This window comes from Microcoleus sp. B5-D4, from assembly GCF_036705145.1.
In the GTDB taxonomy this organism is placed as follows: Bacteria; Cyanobacteriota; Cyanobacteriia; order Cyanobacteriales; family Microcoleaceae; genus Microcoleus.
The window spans coordinates 42,380-57,232 of the sequence record NZ_JAUBTV010000016.1; the positions used below are offsets into that span (position 1 = coordinate 42,380).

At 45.5% G+C, this 14,853-nt stretch carries 18 protein-coding genes; 10 read left to right on the top strand and 8 right to left on the bottom strand.

Features of this window, described 5'->3' with window-relative positions:
- Nucleotides 1-193: 193 nt before the first annotated feature.
- Nucleotides 194-670, top strand: coding sequence for an orange carotenoid protein N-terminal domain-containing protein (locus tag QUB10_RS10425; protein WP_333201821.1), 477 nt, complete (start codon nucleotides 194-196; stop codon nucleotides 668-670).
- Nucleotides 671-999: 329 nt separating this feature from the next.
- Here the strand turns inward: QUB10_RS10425 and QUB10_RS10430 are convergent, their stop codons facing one another.
- From QUB10_RS10430 to QUB10_RS10445, 4 genes are all read right to left on the bottom strand, one after another.
- Nucleotides 1,000-1,674 carry an acetoacetate decarboxylase family protein gene (locus QUB10_RS10430; RefSeq protein ID WP_333201823.1) on the bottom strand — a complete coding sequence of 225 codons (675 nt, stop codon included), beginning with the start codon at nucleotides 1,672-1,674 and terminating at the stop codon, nucleotides 1,000-1,002.
- A 279-nt stretch (nucleotides 1,675-1,953) separates the two neighbouring features.
- Nucleotides 1,954-3,435, bottom strand: coding sequence for an S-layer homology domain-containing protein (locus QUB10_RS10435; RefSeq protein ID WP_333201825.1), 1,482 nt, complete (start codon nucleotides 3,433-3,435; stop codon nucleotides 1,954-1,956).
- A gap of 162 nt (nucleotides 3,436-3,597) precedes the next feature.
- Nucleotides 3,598-4,581, bottom strand: coding sequence for a DUF6263 family protein (locus QUB10_RS10440; protein WP_333201827.1), 984 nt, complete (start codon nucleotides 4,579-4,581; stop codon nucleotides 3,598-3,600).
- 4 nt (nucleotides 4,582-4,585) lie between these two features.
- Complete coding sequence (locus QUB10_RS10445) at nucleotides 4,586-5,275, bottom strand: polysaccharide deacetylase family protein (RefSeq protein WP_333201829.1); 690 nt, start codon at nucleotides 5,273-5,275, stop codon at nucleotides 4,586-4,588.
- A gap of 79 nt (nucleotides 5,276-5,354) precedes the next feature.
- On the opposite strand from QUB10_RS10445, the gene QUB10_RS10450 reads away from it, so the two are divergent.
- The 8 genes from QUB10_RS10450 to QUB10_RS10485 all read left to right on the top strand — a co-directional run bounded on the left by QUB10_RS10450 (nucleotide 5,355) and on the right by QUB10_RS10485 (nucleotide 10,382).
- Nucleotides 5,355-5,648, top strand: coding sequence for a DUF433 domain-containing protein (locus tag QUB10_RS10450; RefSeq protein ID WP_333133391.1), 294 nt, complete (start codon nucleotides 5,355-5,357; stop codon nucleotides 5,646-5,648).
- Nucleotides 5,645-6,016, top strand: coding sequence for a DUF5615 family PIN-like protein (locus QUB10_RS10455; RefSeq protein ID WP_333201831.1), 372 nt, complete (start codon nucleotides 5,645-5,647; stop codon nucleotides 6,014-6,016). The genes QUB10_RS10450 and QUB10_RS10455 overlap by 4 nt, the downstream gene beginning before the upstream one ends.
- A gap of 3 nt (nucleotides 6,017-6,019) precedes the next feature.
- A complete protein-coding gene (locus tag QUB10_RS10460) occupies nucleotides 6,020-6,193 on the top strand; it encodes a hypothetical protein (RefSeq protein ID WP_333201833.1) in 174 nt (57 codons plus the stop codon).
- Nucleotides 6,190-6,957, top strand: a complete 768-nt coding sequence (locus tag QUB10_RS10465; protein ID WP_333135748.1) for a ChaB family protein — start codon at nucleotides 6,190-6,192, stop codon at nucleotides 6,955-6,957. The genes QUB10_RS10460 and QUB10_RS10465 overlap by 4 nt, the downstream gene beginning before the upstream one ends.
- Nucleotides 6,958-7,188: 231 nt before the next feature.
- Nucleotides 7,189-7,347 carry a rubredoxin gene (gene rd, locus QUB10_RS10470; protein ID WP_242724785.1) on the top strand — a complete coding sequence of 53 codons (159 nt, stop codon included), beginning with the start codon at nucleotides 7,189-7,191 and terminating at the stop codon, nucleotides 7,345-7,347.
- 24 nt (nucleotides 7,348-7,371) lie between these two features.
- Nucleotides 7,372-8,610, top strand: a complete 1,239-nt coding sequence (locus tag QUB10_RS10475; RefSeq protein ID WP_333201835.1) for an NAD(P)/FAD-dependent oxidoreductase — start codon at nucleotides 7,372-7,374, stop codon at nucleotides 8,608-8,610.
- 176 nt (nucleotides 8,611-8,786) lie between these two features.
- On the top strand, nucleotides 8,787-9,464 hold the full coding sequence (locus QUB10_RS10480; RefSeq protein ID WP_333201837.1) for a hypothetical protein: 678 nt from the start codon (nucleotides 8,787-8,789) through the stop codon (nucleotides 9,462-9,464).
- 144 nt (nucleotides 9,465-9,608) lie between these two features.
- Nucleotides 9,609-10,382: a class II aldolase/adducin family protein gene (locus tag QUB10_RS10485; RefSeq protein ID WP_333201839.1), complete on the top strand. Its 774-nt coding sequence runs from the start codon at nucleotides 9,609-9,611 to the stop codon at nucleotides 10,380-10,382.
- 110 nt (nucleotides 10,383-10,492) lie between these two features.
- On the opposite strand, the gene QUB10_RS10490 is transcribed toward QUB10_RS10485, so the two are convergent.
- The 4 genes from QUB10_RS10490 to QUB10_RS10505 all read right to left on the bottom strand — a co-directional run bounded on the left by QUB10_RS10490 (nucleotide 10,493) and on the right by QUB10_RS10505 (nucleotide 13,272).
- Nucleotides 10,493-11,416: an Rpn family recombination-promoting nuclease/putative transposase gene (locus QUB10_RS10490; RefSeq protein WP_333201841.1), complete on the bottom strand. Its 924-nt coding sequence runs from the start codon at nucleotides 11,414-11,416 to the stop codon at nucleotides 10,493-10,495.
- A gap of 41 nt (nucleotides 11,417-11,457) precedes the next feature.
- Nucleotides 11,458-12,204 (bottom strand): HEAT repeat domain-containing protein, encoded by a 747-nt coding sequence (locus tag QUB10_RS10495; protein WP_333201843.1) that lies wholly within the window; start codon nucleotides 12,202-12,204, stop codon nucleotides 11,458-11,460.
- A gap of 323 nt (nucleotides 12,205-12,527) precedes the next feature.
- The gene (locus tag QUB10_RS10500) at nucleotides 12,528-13,064 is read right to left on the bottom strand and encodes a GNAT family N-acetyltransferase (RefSeq protein WP_333201845.1); all 537 of its coding nucleotides are present in this window, start codon (nucleotides 13,062-13,064) and stop codon (nucleotides 12,528-12,530) included.
- Between the two features lie 4 nt (nucleotides 13,065-13,068).
- Nucleotides 13,069-13,272, bottom strand: coding sequence for a hypothetical protein (locus QUB10_RS10505; protein WP_333201847.1), 204 nt, complete (start codon nucleotides 13,270-13,272; stop codon nucleotides 13,069-13,071).
- A gap of 136 nt (nucleotides 13,273-13,408) precedes the next feature.
- On the opposite strand from QUB10_RS10505, the gene QUB10_RS10510 reads away from it, so the two are divergent.
- Entirely contained in the window at nucleotides 13,409-14,770 is a 1,362-nt protein-coding gene (locus QUB10_RS10510) for a calcium-binding protein (protein WP_333201849.1), read from the top strand.
- Nucleotides 14,771-14,853 lie beyond the last annotated feature (83 nt).

The window sequence follows — 14,853 nt, forward strand, 5'->3', positions numbered from 1 at the left end:
AATTTTCCTCATCCTTTGGTTGCACTTTTTCCCAACTTTGGTGAATTTACTCCCCGAACTTATGTCCGGGATCATCTCTGTCTTAAGCAAGATTCTAGCATCACTATTTATTAGGTACTTTAACTTAAGTAGCAAACAAAAGTTTTCTCAAAAATAAGAAAACTGAGCAATACATATTATTTTGGAGGCTTGAATGACCTTTACTACCAGTGCTTACGACCAAGGAAAAGCAGATATTAAGCAGTTGAGTGTAGACGACCAATTAGGTTTGCTGTGGTTTGTTTACACCGAAATGGGCAAGTCAATAACGCCAGCGGCTCCCGGTGCTTCCGGTTCCGAAATCGCTCAGGGTTTGTTCGAGCAAGTCAAGCCGCTGCCCCACGAAGAACAACTACAAGTAATGCGCGACATTGCCTCAAAAGCCAATACCGAAATCAGCCGGATGTACGGCTCGATGAGCCCTGAAACGAAACTGGCTTTTTGGTATTTTCTAGCAGTAGGAATGGACGAAGGAACTATTATTCCTGTCCCTCCAGACTATCAACTTCCCGACGCAGGAAAATCTTTATTAGGAAAGATTGAGGGCATGGACTTCCAGCAGCAAATTGATTTCCTTCGCGGTACAATTTTAGAAATGGGTGCTGAAGCCGCTCCGGGGGCTGGCATTTAAAAATAGGACTTACGAAAAACAACCCGGTTTCTCGGAGAATATTGGGTGTGGTAACGACGCATCTAGGAAGAAACCGGGTTTTTTGCGCCGTTTGATGCGTAAGCTGGTGTGCATTTATATTGTATGTTGAGGGCGGGCTTTCCGGCCCACCCCACAAGAGTGAAAATTTATTTTACCATGCAATTTAAATGCGGATTAGCTTAAGTTCTCAAAAAGATTAGTAAGTAGCTCAAACTAATACGCCGCGCCAGAAACCAGGCTTCTTCAAGAAACCGGGTTTCTGGCTGTTGTGTTTTTTTAGGTTTACGGCGAAGATCCGCACTTTACAGCTAATAACTGAATTCAACGGCTCTGTTTCCCACAACTTCCGGCGCAGCGACTGTTAAACGCATATCTTCGCAGGCAAATGTTAGCAAGGGCTGACCTAAGTTTAAACTGGCAAAAGGACTTTCTTCTGCCACTTCTAATTCGCCTTTAATCAAACCGATGCGAGACTCTAATCCTCCTTTAAACAACAGCAAATTGCTGCTGTCAGCGCTGAAAACATTTCCGCTAAAAGGCAGCGGTAAGGCTAAGCTTTGCTGGCTGTAATTGAGGCTGCACAGTTGACGGTTTCCTTGGCTAACTGTGACGCGGTAGCCTAGCGGTGCTGCCTTTACCGAATCGCTACCTTCCCAACTAAATTGAGCTAATTCTTTAGGAAGTCCCCAAATTTCGCGCCCGCCGGCTACCGAGTTAGGATTGTCTACGTAAATATGGGAAATCCAAGCGCCCCATTTTCCTGCATAATTGGCGATCGCGCTCACTACAATTAACTCATTGTACTCCATCACCGAACCCAACCCGTAGGACGATATATAAATGCCACCTAGGGTTTTTCCTGGCAATAAAGAGACAATTTCTAACTCAGAGGGAACCAAGGGGCGCACTCGTGCCACATCTACCAATTGTAAAGTCTCAACAGCATAACCTTGCAGATTCCAAGGTGCAGATGGATATACCATTTTCAGTGATTAAATTTATGAGCTTTTATATTTATTTTAGCTTGGCGCTTCAAAAAGCAACTATTTTTGGTATTTCTTCACAAGTTGTTAGTAATTTACTTTATTTAAACAAATTAATATGTGACGATTAATTTGATGAATAGTTGACGTGGGTTATCTGTTGTATGGGGGCGGGTTTAGTAATATTGTTAGTAGGAATTAGATATTATTCGTAAAACCCGCCCCTACAGATATTATCAGCGTTAATCCGCTTTAATCTGCGGTTAAAAACCTGCCAATCTACTTACTAGCATAACCCGTACTTACCAAAAACTCCCGCAACTTCCCGAAGAATTGAGAGCGATCGCGTCCTTGATAAACCCTCTCCAACAACTGCCAACCTTCCGCCTCCTGGCCCATGACATACTTGTTCGCCATGAAGGCAGCCAAAACCCCTTTCACCTCCCCATTTTCACTCAAACGCTTGTTAGATTCCAGCCAAAGCTCAGCAGAATTCGTGTATACTTCCACCGGATACTCTTTGCTAACATTTTGCATTTTACCTTGGCGGTACTGCCAAATTTGCAACGGAAAGCGAGAATCAGCGTAATTTGTAAATGCCTCGGAAAATCTGCCGTCCTGACTCTTAAACTCTGGGATATCATTTTTGCCAAAATCGACTATTTCGTAACTCACATTGCCCCAGAAATGCTTGATATGAGTGTATTTGTTAGTTGCCGAGTCGTAGCGGTAAATAAACGAATAATTGCAGCAGCGGACGCCGCTTTTGGTTGACACTAAATCTGCCAGCACTTCCGGTTCCTTGTCGCCGTCTAAATCACGGATTCGTAGCGATAAAAAACGTCCTTCTGATATTCCTTCGCTGGCTCTTTGGTCGGGGTTATCTACTAGAGAACGAGTCGGAATCAGCACTGGTTCTTCTAATAAACTTTTACCGTCGCGGATAATTCTGATGCGGAGATTTTTAGCATTTTCTGCTTCTTTTACGAAAGAAACTTCCGCCCGAACTTTCCCCGCTTCTGAGATTTCTGTTGTTCTCGGCGGGCCGATATTCGCCGGAATTTGGGCGATATATTCGGCAGGAACTAAGGCAGTTCGGCCGGGTTTGGCGATCGCCTGACAGAAAAAAGTTGCGACTTCGGCGCGAGTAACATTCCGAGTAGGTTCTAGCTGTTTAACAGCAGGATAATTGACCACAAGTTGTTTTTCTGTGGCGGCGGCGATCGCACTTCTGGCCAGTTCGGGAATATCCCGCGCATCCTCAAAAGTCGCATCCAAAATCTCAGCCGCAGGCCCCGTAGGTGTATATTTCAAGCCGCTGCTTAAAGCTACCAAAGCCTGCCAGCGGGTAATATTCAAAGTGGGGTTAAAGATACTGCCACTGTATCCAGACATAAAACCCGTCTGATAAGCTTCTCGAATTGCTTTAAAACCCCAGTAATTTGTAGGAATATCTGCAAAGTCGATCGGAGCGCGGACGGTTTTGGCATCGGGAAAAGCCATGCGAACCATCGCCGCAAACTCAGCGCGGCTGACGGGGCGATTCGGGCGAAAAGTGCCGTCTTCGTAGTAGCCACTAATAATTTTTTTCTGTGCTAACTCCTCTATGCAAGCTTGCGCCCAATGGTCGTTAACATCCTTAAATTTGGGTTGAGCAAATGCCGGCGCTACATTCAGACCCGGAAACATTAAATTCCCGATGATTATCCCCAGGGCTACCAGTAAACCGATGATAGCTTGCCATCTGTGCGATCGAATCATAGAACAGACTCCTCTACTTACAAATTGGCGATCGAAACTTTCGGAAAATTTATATAATATCAGGTATATTAACCGGATTTAATACCATTTATTAAAATTTTACCGGCGACTAAGGACACGGCAGTGCCGTGTCCCTAATTTTTCGAGTTCCTATAATAAAGCTTACTTCGACTCTAAAGTCATCTCCATCGCCATTTTTGTTGTGATTGTTAATTCTTGAGAACTGCCAGCATTTTTAGCACTCATTTCGCTATTTGAACTAACAGACTCAGTAGACCGAAAAGGCATTAATCTATCCAAGCGCCTTGTGGCTGCTCCCCGACCCTGAGAAGCAAAATATTTTAGGGTTAAGGTAGTTCCCGGAGGCAGTTGGGGAGAGGTAATATTTTGAGGGTTTGCTTGCTGCTCTATACTTACATTCAGAGAGGCAACTCCATCTTGCCAACTAGCCAATTCATAGGTAGCAATGTTATTCACATTCATGCCGAAATCAGAGGAAGAATAAACGCGCCATTTGGCTCCTTTTCCTACTGCTTCGGCAGGCAGCGGCGAGGCAAGTTGCTCTAGAGACTTAGACATTTGTCCAACCATTTGTTTGAGGTTGTTGTCCGCTTTTTCGGGCAAAATAATGTCACCTCCTTTATTAAAACCGCGATTGTCCATGATGAAAGAGCCTTTCATTCCGACCATGCTTTTGAGTGCGGAACGCATGGCATCTCTGGCGGCTGGCGGGGTATTTCCAGTATCGCCTGTGATATCTGCGTTAGTATAAGCAAACTCGTAGTGAATATCGCCGTTGGGCTCAATTTTAGTGACTTTTGTCTCGAAAGTCATCACCGATACTGGACTTTTAGCCACAGGCGAAGACCGACCCAATGCGGATATTTCCATATCCATTTTTACGGTCATAACAGTTGTTTCTTTGACATCGATAGCTGGTTTTAAACGCAGTTGCTGTCGGGGTTCTACTCCCGGATTTAGCAGTACCACTTGCGGGGTTTTCGGGTTGGGGGCAGGCGCGGATACACCCCTGGATGGCTGCTGCACTAGAAGTGGAGTTTCAGCACTTAGGGAAGCAGGAGAAAGCTCGATCGCCCATCCGGCACTTACCAAACAAAGAGATGCAATAAACTGTATTTTTTTCATGGATTTAATTTCCTGTTATTTGAATGTTAGCCTGTTCCCACAGTCGATCGACTGTCACGAATTTGTAACCTTTATACAAAAGCAATGGAATTATTTTATCCGCCGAATCTGCAACATCTTCGCCGCCGCAATAGCCGTCGTGCAGTACAATAATAGATCCGTTTTCAGTTTGCTGCACGATGCGACTAATAACTTTCTTAACCCCCGGTCGCACCCAATCTTCCGGGACGACACTCCACATTACAGGGCGATATTCCCACTGTTGCAATAACTCTAATGTTCGCGGCGTAAAAATGCCGTTGGGTGGCCGCACGTCCAGGATTAATTTTGGGTCTAAATCGCAAGCTTTGGCAATTGCTTTCTGCGTGTCTTCTAAACTTTGTTTTAGTTCGTGGGTTTTGAGTTTGGGAAACGATATATGCTGATAGCCGTGGAGGCCGATCCAGTGTCCGCGATCGTACACTTCTTTAGCCGTTTCGGGATGCCTGTCCACGCAAAAGCCTAGCCAGAAAAAACTAGCTTTTATGTCGTATTTGTCTAAAACTTTTAACAGTTGAGGTGTGTGCTGACGGTGCGGCCCGTCGTCAAATGTGAGAGCAATTTCTCGGCTGTTGATATCTCCCGTCCACAGACATCTGGGAAAAGCAGATTTGAGGATGGGATGAACGACAGGAAACAGGGGTGCTAGTGGCATTGATTAACCTTGATAAATGCGATCGGGTAGAAATGAAGCTGCGTTACAATAGAATAAAGTTAACTCAATCGAGGTAAATATGACAACTGCCGTTGATATTGGAACGCTAATTGTCCGCACGCCGGGAACTTGCGGCGGCCTCCCCCGCATCGCAGGTACAAGAATGTCCGTTCGGAGCATAGCAATTGACTACAAAGCAGGAATGACTCCTGAAAAAATTGCTGAAGAATTTCCGCATTTGACCTTAGCACAAATTTATGCAGGCTTGGCTTATTATCACGCTAATAAAGATGAAGTTGAGGCGGAGATAGCAGCGTACTACGAAGAGTGCAAGTATTGGGAAGCTGAATACATGGCAGGTAAGTTATCGTGAGTCAAATTCGTCTCTATATTGATGAAGATTCTGGCAACCTTTCGTTGGTAGAATCTTTGCGTAATTCTGCTGTAGAGGTGATGACTACCTCAGACGCGAATAAACTTAGCTCTTCAGATGAGGAGCAGCTAATCTGGGCAACTGAGCAAGGGCGCGTCATTTACAGTTCTAACATGGGAGATTTCTGCCGTTTGCACAGAACTTTTGCTGAACAAAAAAGAACTCATTCAGGAATTATTGTTGTACCTAGACAAAATTACTCAGTAGGCGCTCAGTGGCGGGGAATATTGAATCTAATGGCGGCTAAGTCAGCCGAGGAAATGATAAATCAACTGGAATATTTGGGGAATTATATTAGAGATGAATAACTATTGGTAATAGATGAGCGATCGCCCTTAAAAACTTGCTTAACTCTTTTGATAGAGCCTCAAACTATGTCCGATCGCATCGACCTCTATCTCGCGGTTGATGCGATCGCCCTGCGGTGTCCTCCTATACTGAAAACCAGCATAACTAATCGAAAAACCATCAAGGAGGAACAATGACAGAGGAATATTTAGCCGAACGCACAGTTTCAGCCGTATTTAAGGAAGAAGAACAATTAGACGGCGTAATTCGGCGCTTGCTCGATCGCGGAGTTTCCCGCGACCACATCTCAGTAATGGGAAAAAACTTTCAGTCTAAAACTAAAATTGCCGGCTTTATTACTAAAAAAGATGTAATTTTAGGCGGTCTGCGAAGCGGGGCGATTTTTGGTTCCTTATTCGGTTCTTTTTTGGGTTTGCTAACAGGCGTCGGCGTGCTGTTTATTCCCTTTGTCGGTGCAGTAGTCTCGGCGGGCCCGCTGGGTGCGGTACTGTTGGGTGCTGCTAGCGGCGCGATCGCAGGTTCGGCCGGTGCGGGTCTAGTTTCCGCTTTAGTCGCTTTGGGAATGCCCGAAGACAAAGCAACTATCTATCAAACCCGCGTTGAAGCAGGCGAATTTCTCGTGATGGCAGAAGTTCCCGCAGATAAATCGGGCGAATTTCAACTCTTGCTAGAAAGTGCAGGTGGCGAAGAAGTTTCAGTTAGCGAGATGACGCTGCCGCGCGCCGTCAAAGGTCGCTGCAATAGTCCGGCAGATTTGTCTCCAGAAGTGCGATCGCACCTGTCGGAAGCAGCTCAAAAAACCTTTATGGAATCCTACAACGCCGCATTTGATGAAAGCAACGACTCGATACAAGCCGAACACACCGCTTGGAACGCCATTCACCAGCAGTACGAAGAAGATGAAAACGGCGTTTGGACGAAGCCTTTAGCCAAAGTCTAGTCTTGCAATCGCAGCAAACTAATAAAAAATACAATCAAGCCTCTAGAACTGCGGTTCTGGAGGCTTTTACGATTTGAGATTTGAGATTTGAGATTTTATAATTGTGAAAAACTTAATTTTTAATCATTGGGGAATGGCTGAAAGTCTCATGAGTTTTTGAAAGTGGTATTGCACTAGGTTGCGTTGTCAAGTACAATCTATAGGCTTACGATATAAAATTGAGTTAAGCAAATGCAAAAATACGTTTGTACAGTTTGCAATTACGTCTACGATCCAGCAGAAGGCGACCCCGACGGAGGCATAGATCCCGGTACTGCCTTTGAAGATATCCCCGACGATTGGGTTTGTCCCACTTGCGGGGCGGCAAAATCCGATTTTGAACCAGAATAAGCGAGAAAAAATTTGTCCGATCGAATGCTCAAAATTACAGTCATTGGCGGTGGTGCTGCAGGTTTTTTTAGTGCAATTACCTGTGCCAAAACCTACCCACAGGCCCGCGTCACTTTACTAGAAGCTGGCCGGCAACTCCTGGCCAAAGTTCGCATCTCTGGCGGCGGGCGCTGCAACGTTACTCACGCTTGTTTTGATCCGGGCGTTTTAGTGCAGAATTACCCCAGAGGTGGAAAAGCTCTGCGCGGTGCTTTTACTCGATTTCAACCGCGCGATACTGTTGAATGGTTTGCCAGTCACGGTGTGAAGTTGAAAACCGAAGAAGACGGGCGAATGTTTCCGACCACAGACGATTCGGGGACAATTGTTAACTGTTTGATCCGCGCTGCTGAGGATGCAGGCGTGAAAATTCGCACCGGTGATGCAGTAGTTTCTGTAAAGAAATTAACATTGGAGGGCGGGCACGGGGGCACCGCCCCTACATTTGAAATTGAGTTGAAATCTGGGGAGAGTTTTAAGTGCGATCGCATTCTTCTCGCTACAGGCAGCAATCCTTCGGGTTATAAGTGGGCAAAAGAGTTAGGTAATACTGTAGAACTGCCTGTTCCTTCTCTATTTACTTTTAATATTTCCGACAGCAGAATCAAAGATTTAGCCGGAATTTCTGTTCCTAATGCTAAGGTGAAATTGCCGGGGGCTAAATTAGAACAAAGCGGGCCTTTGCTAATTACTCACTGGGGTTTAAGTGGGCCTGCTGTACTCAAACTTTCGGCTTGGGGTGCGAGATTTTTGCACGATCGCCATTATAAAACATCTGTGCTGATTAATTGGCTTCCCCAGTACAATGCGGAAGTTTTGCGGCAGCAACTGCTAGCGGTGAAGTCGCAGTTGTCGCACCGATTGATTGTCTCTAGCTGTCCGTTTCCGGTGCCGCGCCGCCTCTGGGAACGTTTGACCAGTTCGATCGGCATTGACGAGCAAAAACGCTGGGCCGACTTATCTAACAAAATCCTCGATCGCCTCCTGCTAGAACTCGTTCAAGGCGAATATCAGATTGCCGGAAAAGGCGCATTTAAGGAAGAGTTCGTCACCTGCGGCGGTGTCAACCTCAAAGAAGTCGATTTCAAGACAATGGAAAGCCGCCGCTGTCCCGGACTTTTCTTTGCTGGCGAAATCTTGGATATCGACGGCGTGACGGGCGGTTTTAATTTCCAAAGTGCCTGGACTACGGCGTGGTTGGCGGGGAACGCGATCGGCAAATGATACGATTTTAGATTGGGGAATACTTGCTCTATAAAGGTTTGGGAGTTGCGAGCGCGCGATCGGCTTGCCTGTATTAAATTTTGTGTTATTTTTGAATGAAGGCGCACCAAATGTGTGTCAACTTCAGCTTGTAGACAAAATTCGCAGTTTTGCGAAGTTAACATCGGGTGAGATACATGAAAAACTTGAATCTACAAACCCTAAAGTTCGATCGCAACCTTGAGGGCCATCTTGACTCACCTTTCATCGAAAAAAATGGCTTGCTGGAATTCAACCCCAAATTTATCACTCCCGAATTTTTAACAACCTGGACGTTTGAAACACACCTGTACGACGAACAAGTTGCGATCGACCACTTTGTCATCACATTTCCCAGCCGAACCGAACTCGAAAACTACGCCGCATCTTTCCGCCCCTTCGACGCCAAAACAGTTGAAGGCCCAGACTTGTTCCCAATTAACTTTTGTTCGGGAAACATTAACGTTCCCTCCGATTTGTGGCTGCATTTAATGACCTTATTAATGCCAGCGGGCGGCTTAGTAGTATTAGATGCGCCCCACGCAGCGGGCGACCAAAAAAACCGCTTCCAGCAAGAAAGAGGATTAGAAGCAGTTCACCACGTCGCGCTTCGAGTCGAAAACGTGCAGAATGCTGCTAAAATATGGCAAAATAAAAACTTTAAACCGCTATCAGAGCGTCCTCTAGACTACGGCTCATTAACCCAGTGGTTTCTGCAAAACCCCGCCGGACAAATCATCGAATTAATCGAGCGTCGCCCCGGCAACAACGCCACCTTTGACTGCAAAAACATCGCAGGCTTGCGTCTCAGCGAAGATAAAGTCAGTAGTCAGTAGTCAGTAGTCAGTTGGCAGTAGTCAGTTGGCAGTAGTCAGTAGTCATTAGTCAGTAGTCATTAGTTAACGGTTAACAGTTAACAGTCAACAGTCAACAGTCAACAATGCCCAATTCCCAATTCCCAATTCCCAATTCCCAAATCTATGGTTGCAATAAAAATCCCCAAAGTCACCATTCAACCCCCAACATTCAACTCAGTTGAAGAAGAACGCCGCCACCGCAAACAGCGTTTAGCCGCCGCATTCCGATTATTTGCCCGCTTCGGATTCAGCGAAGGAATTGCCGGACACATCACCGTCCGCGACCCCGAACACCTAGACCATTTCTGGGTTAATTCTTTTGGAATGCACTTTAGTTTAATTCGAGTCAGCGACCTAATTTTAGTCAACCACAAAGGCGAAGTTGTTGAAGGAAATAAACCCGTAAACGAAGCAGCATTTGCCATTCATTCCCAAGTGCACAGCGCCCGCCCCGACGTAATTGCAGCAGCCCACGCTCATTCTCCCTACGGCAAAAGTTGGTCGAGTTTGGGCCGCCTGCTTGACCCGCTGACGCAAGATGCTTGTTCTTTTTATGAAGACCAAAGTTTATTTGACGATTACACCGGAGTTGTTTTGGAAATCGAAGAAGCTAAACGCATCGCCAAAACTTTAGGTGAGAAAAAAGCGATTATTTTACAAAATCACGGACTGTTAACAGTAGGTCAAACAGTAGATGAAGCGGCTTGGTGGTTTATTGCAATGGAACGTTCTTGTCAAGCGCAGTTAATGGCCGAAGCAGCGGGAAAACCAATTCTCATCAAGCCAGAATGTGCGCGTTTAACACAGCAGCAAGTAGGGTCTCACCGCATGGGATGGTTTAGCTTTCAACCGCTTTATGACATGATAGTGCGTCGGGAACCTGACTTATTAGATTAGAAACTCGGCGGTTGAAACCGCTAGTACACAAACACCGTCCGCCTGCGGCGAATAAAGAATGAAGGGGTATTAAAGCCGGATTTAGTATCAGAAGTGCAAAATTTATAAATTCATGCTGACACGGATTCCAGCCAAGCTATCAAATCCTCTTGACTGGTAAAATCTAACAAGATTTCTCCTAAATCATCTAATTGTTCGAGAGATAACTGCTGGATGCGAGTTTGAACTTCTGGTGGGATTTCGCCAGTGCGCCGCGCGATTTGACGCAGAATTAATGCTGTTTGCCCCTCAATTAGACCTTCTTGGCGACCTTCTTGGCGACCTTCTTGCATCCCCTTAATAACAGCACCGCGTTGGTCTTCAAAGAACATTTCCCGCTTTTCTAATGATGCTAACTCGTCAAGGTTTAAGGTAGACCTGTTAGCAATGTTAAAAGCTGTTTGAATTTCGGGTACTGACGCCAATTTATCCGGTATTTCCTCCAGTTCAGGAGCATTTTTTATAAAATAAATCCAGCTTTGAATCAGATTTTCAACTTGTTCTAATTTTTTGTTAAACTTTGGTAGTTCAACAAAAACTAACTCTATTTCTCTATAATACTCGAAGTTTTCTTCGACTTCTTTAAATACAAAATGTGAGAGAAACTTTTCGGTATTTTCAAACAGGATAAAATCCGTAATTGTGAGAGCAATGAGAGGATTTAATTTTGAGTAGCCTTCTCTGCGTTTGAGTTGAGTGGCGTAGGTTTTGGCTGCATTATATATGACGCGCTTAGTAAAAGCTTCTACATTGATGACCTGCATTTCGATAATTACAGTTTTGTTGCCCGTAATTTTTGCTTTGACATCCAGGTAAGTGTCTTTTAATCCAGTAACGCTAGGCGCGGCGTAGGGATCGATGATTTCTAAGTCTTTAATTGTCGGCTCTGCGTTGTAGAGCATAGCATTGAGGAAGCTAATCAAAACTTCTTTGCTCTGGGGCGAAGCAAAGATTTTTTTGAAACCAAAATCTGTCTTAGGGTTGATGAAATTCATAATTGATAATTAGTAAATGGTGTTTCAATGTGATAATTATATCACAAAATTCCTTCCATTTCTAAATCTTCAATTATCTGCAATCCGCGCGGGTCGCCAACTCGCAAAAGTGAAGATTTAGCATCTTCCCGCACGCCCATGTCTTCATCTTCTTCTAAAGCTTCAATTAGACCATCGATCGCCCCAGCGTACACTATATTATTCGGCAATTCTCGCGCCAGTTGCCCGATCGCCCAAGCGGAATTACTTCGCACAGCAGACACAGCATCTCCCCGCAGCGCTTCAATCAACGGCGGAATCGCCGCAATCACCACATAGTAACCAACTTTTGCCATTTGACCCAGAGAACTCGCCGCCCACAAACGCACCGCCGAAATATCAGTTTTCAGAGAATCAATTAAAGATGGCAAAGCGCGGTGGTCCCTGCAATTTCCCAAGGCCCAAACTACCCCTTTGCGAACGTAACCGTTCCAGTCGCGGTTAAGCTGAAGAATCAGCGGTTCCACAGCATCGGGACTCGGATTTCGCCCCAAAGCATAAGCCGCGCTTACCCGCACCAAGGGGCAACCGTCTCTCAATAAATTAATTAAATGCGAAATTGCTCGATCGTCCTGCAGTTCGCAAAAAGCCCGCGCCGCAATCATCCGGTGCTGAGGTTCCGGGGATGCAAGCATTGGCAGCATTTCCTCTGGATCTGGCAGCGGGGGTTCGGATTCGTCAAATTGATCCAAAGGGCTTTCCAGTTCCGTGTCAGTATCAAGGGCGTTGGAGTAGTCGTTATTGTTCATAAAAAAACTTTACCGCACAGAGGATGCTCCTAAGCAACTCAGTCAGCAGTCACCAGTCAGCAGTCAATAATTGTAGGGTGCGCGCGATATTGCACCATTGTCAGCAACAGGCTTTCCGGCCTGTTCCACAAGAAGAAAATTTATCTTTTGTGGAACAGCCCGAAAAGCCTGTTCATAAAAGGCTAATTGAGAATGGTGCAACATATGAGTTACTACAAACGAATATCTCTGCTTTTACTTAAGTTGGTAGTGAGGAATTCAGTCCTCATAATTTGGATGAATCAGGACTTTAGCCCTGATTCCAAACCAGTAGAATTTATTTTTCAAAGAGACTTGAGCATCGAGACGGAATGACTTTGATAGCCTAATTTTTGATAGAGATTCACCGCCGGCTGATTGCTCAGAAATACTTGCAAACCAATTTGCAGATCGCCCCTTTCCCGCGCCCAATTTTCAGCATGAATAACTAAAGCTGCACCGACTCCTAGACGGCGATGTTCCGGTGCTACGTACAGCAAAAAAATGTGAGCGTAGCGTTCTCCGGTGGTTTGGTCGATCGCATTTCCCAACCACAAACATCCGACAACCGATGTCAGATTTTGGGCTTGAGATTGGGGATTGAGATACTGCGAGGGAAGCGCCGGCAAAATTTCTGCCTCTTCCTGGGTGTTTTTCTGGCACTCTACCCACCAAACCGGCGTCTGGTTAGAAAAATACTGCTCGACAGTTTGAGCCAAATGTCCCAATTCCCGCTCCGGGTAAAGCTCTTGGTATGTCCGGTGCATAAACTTTACCAGTTTTGCTCGATCGAGTCCCGATCCCGATCGCAGCCAGTAGCCCGGTATTAGTTGAGCAGACATCAACTCAGCGGACACGGAAAGCGGAATAATTTAGCCCCAAGAAAATTGGGTTCACTACTGCCGCTTGCTTTTGGGGGATCGCTTCCTCAATCGGTGCCGGGGCAGCCATGTCACCAGGCAAAAAGATGCGAGCACTGACTGCTACCAGAGCCGCGAAAAATACTAATACCGCTATAAATGGAGCAATGTATTGACGAATGATTGCCATAACTGCAAAAACTTGATTATTGAGTTGATATTATCAAGTGTACCATACAAATCTTGTCAGCTATAATGGTTGATTGGACACTTAGCTCAAGCCGGAGCGATCGCCGCCAATACCAACAAACAGAAAATATAATATTATGAGTGCCTCGCCTGCTGTTTATGAAGCTCTAGCTAAATCAATTGTTTTTTTGAATCAAAAGCCGAGCGCGCAAAATGAAGTTTCGACTTTCCTAGATACTAATGGCTACTATATCGATCGCATATTCGACGACCCCGAAACCAACTTTTATGCGATCGGGTTCGGTTCATCCAATCCCGAAAACCCGCCCGCCCTCGTATTTAAAGGTACAGACTTCATCGACGGCGACGCTATCTTTTCCGACTCGCGGGACATTGGTGTACCTGAATTTGAAAAGAACAAAGATAATATCCAAAATTGGCTCACAGAAATCGGTCAAAATACTGGTAAAAACCCCAGCAAATTATTGCCCGATGTCATCGGGCACAGTTGGGGCGGAGCCGTCGCTCAAATTGTAGCAACCGAATACACATCTCTGATCGGCGATATCTTTACTTTCAACTCTCCGGGAGTATCAGCGAGTACATTCAACACTTTTCGGAGAAATCTCGGCAGAGTCGGCAACAAAAATGTCACTCACTACCTTGCCAGCGGAGATGTAGTCAGCTTGTTTGGCGAAGCATTTATCCCGGGTAAAGTATTTATCCAAAGTTTTACAGATCCGAGTATTAATCCCTTAACTGTTTTGGCAAAACATCGAACTGAAAATTTGTTAACTACTCCGCCCGTGGGTTTTTTGCAGAGGCAAATTTCCGTAGAACAATTAAACAGCCCTGAATTTACTTATAACAACGATTCAGATTTTAACGAGTTTATCGCTGCGATGAATTTGGCCCTGCCCAATGTGTCAGTAGCCATCAGAACCAGAGGCGGTGCAGAGAGTGTGAGAACAGCACCAGAATTTTCTTTTGTGCAGTTAATCAGACAAATGCAATACGGTTTAGCTCCCTTACAACCGAATTATTTATCAGGCGACGCTCGCAACAATACTGCTACGGGGGGCCCAGGAGAGGATACAGTTACCGGCAACGGCGGTAACGATACTCTCAGAGGCAATCGAGGTAATGACAGCATCATCGGTGGTGATGGCGACGATTTCTTGTACGGCGGCAGAGATAACGATTATTTGGACGGTGGCGACGGAAACGATTTGGTTTCCGGCGAGTTTGGCAACGATTTTTTAATTGGTGGCGCCGGGCGCGATCGCTTTGTATTGGAATCCGGCGGCGGAGCAGATGTGATTTTAGATTTTCAAGATAGTCAAGATTTAATTACACTGTCGCGGGGTCTAACTTTTCCTCAAATTAGAGTAACCCAAGCGGGTGACGGAGCTTTAATTACTATCCCCGTTACTGGGGAAATTCTTGCTACTCTCAGAGGCGTAGTTGCCAGCGATCTTACGCGGGTAGATTTTGTATAGCTTTAGGGCTAGAAAAATTTGTAGTTTTGGTGGTGCGAAACCGGGGATGGTTTTGTAAAAAATTTTTTTGTATACAACAAAAA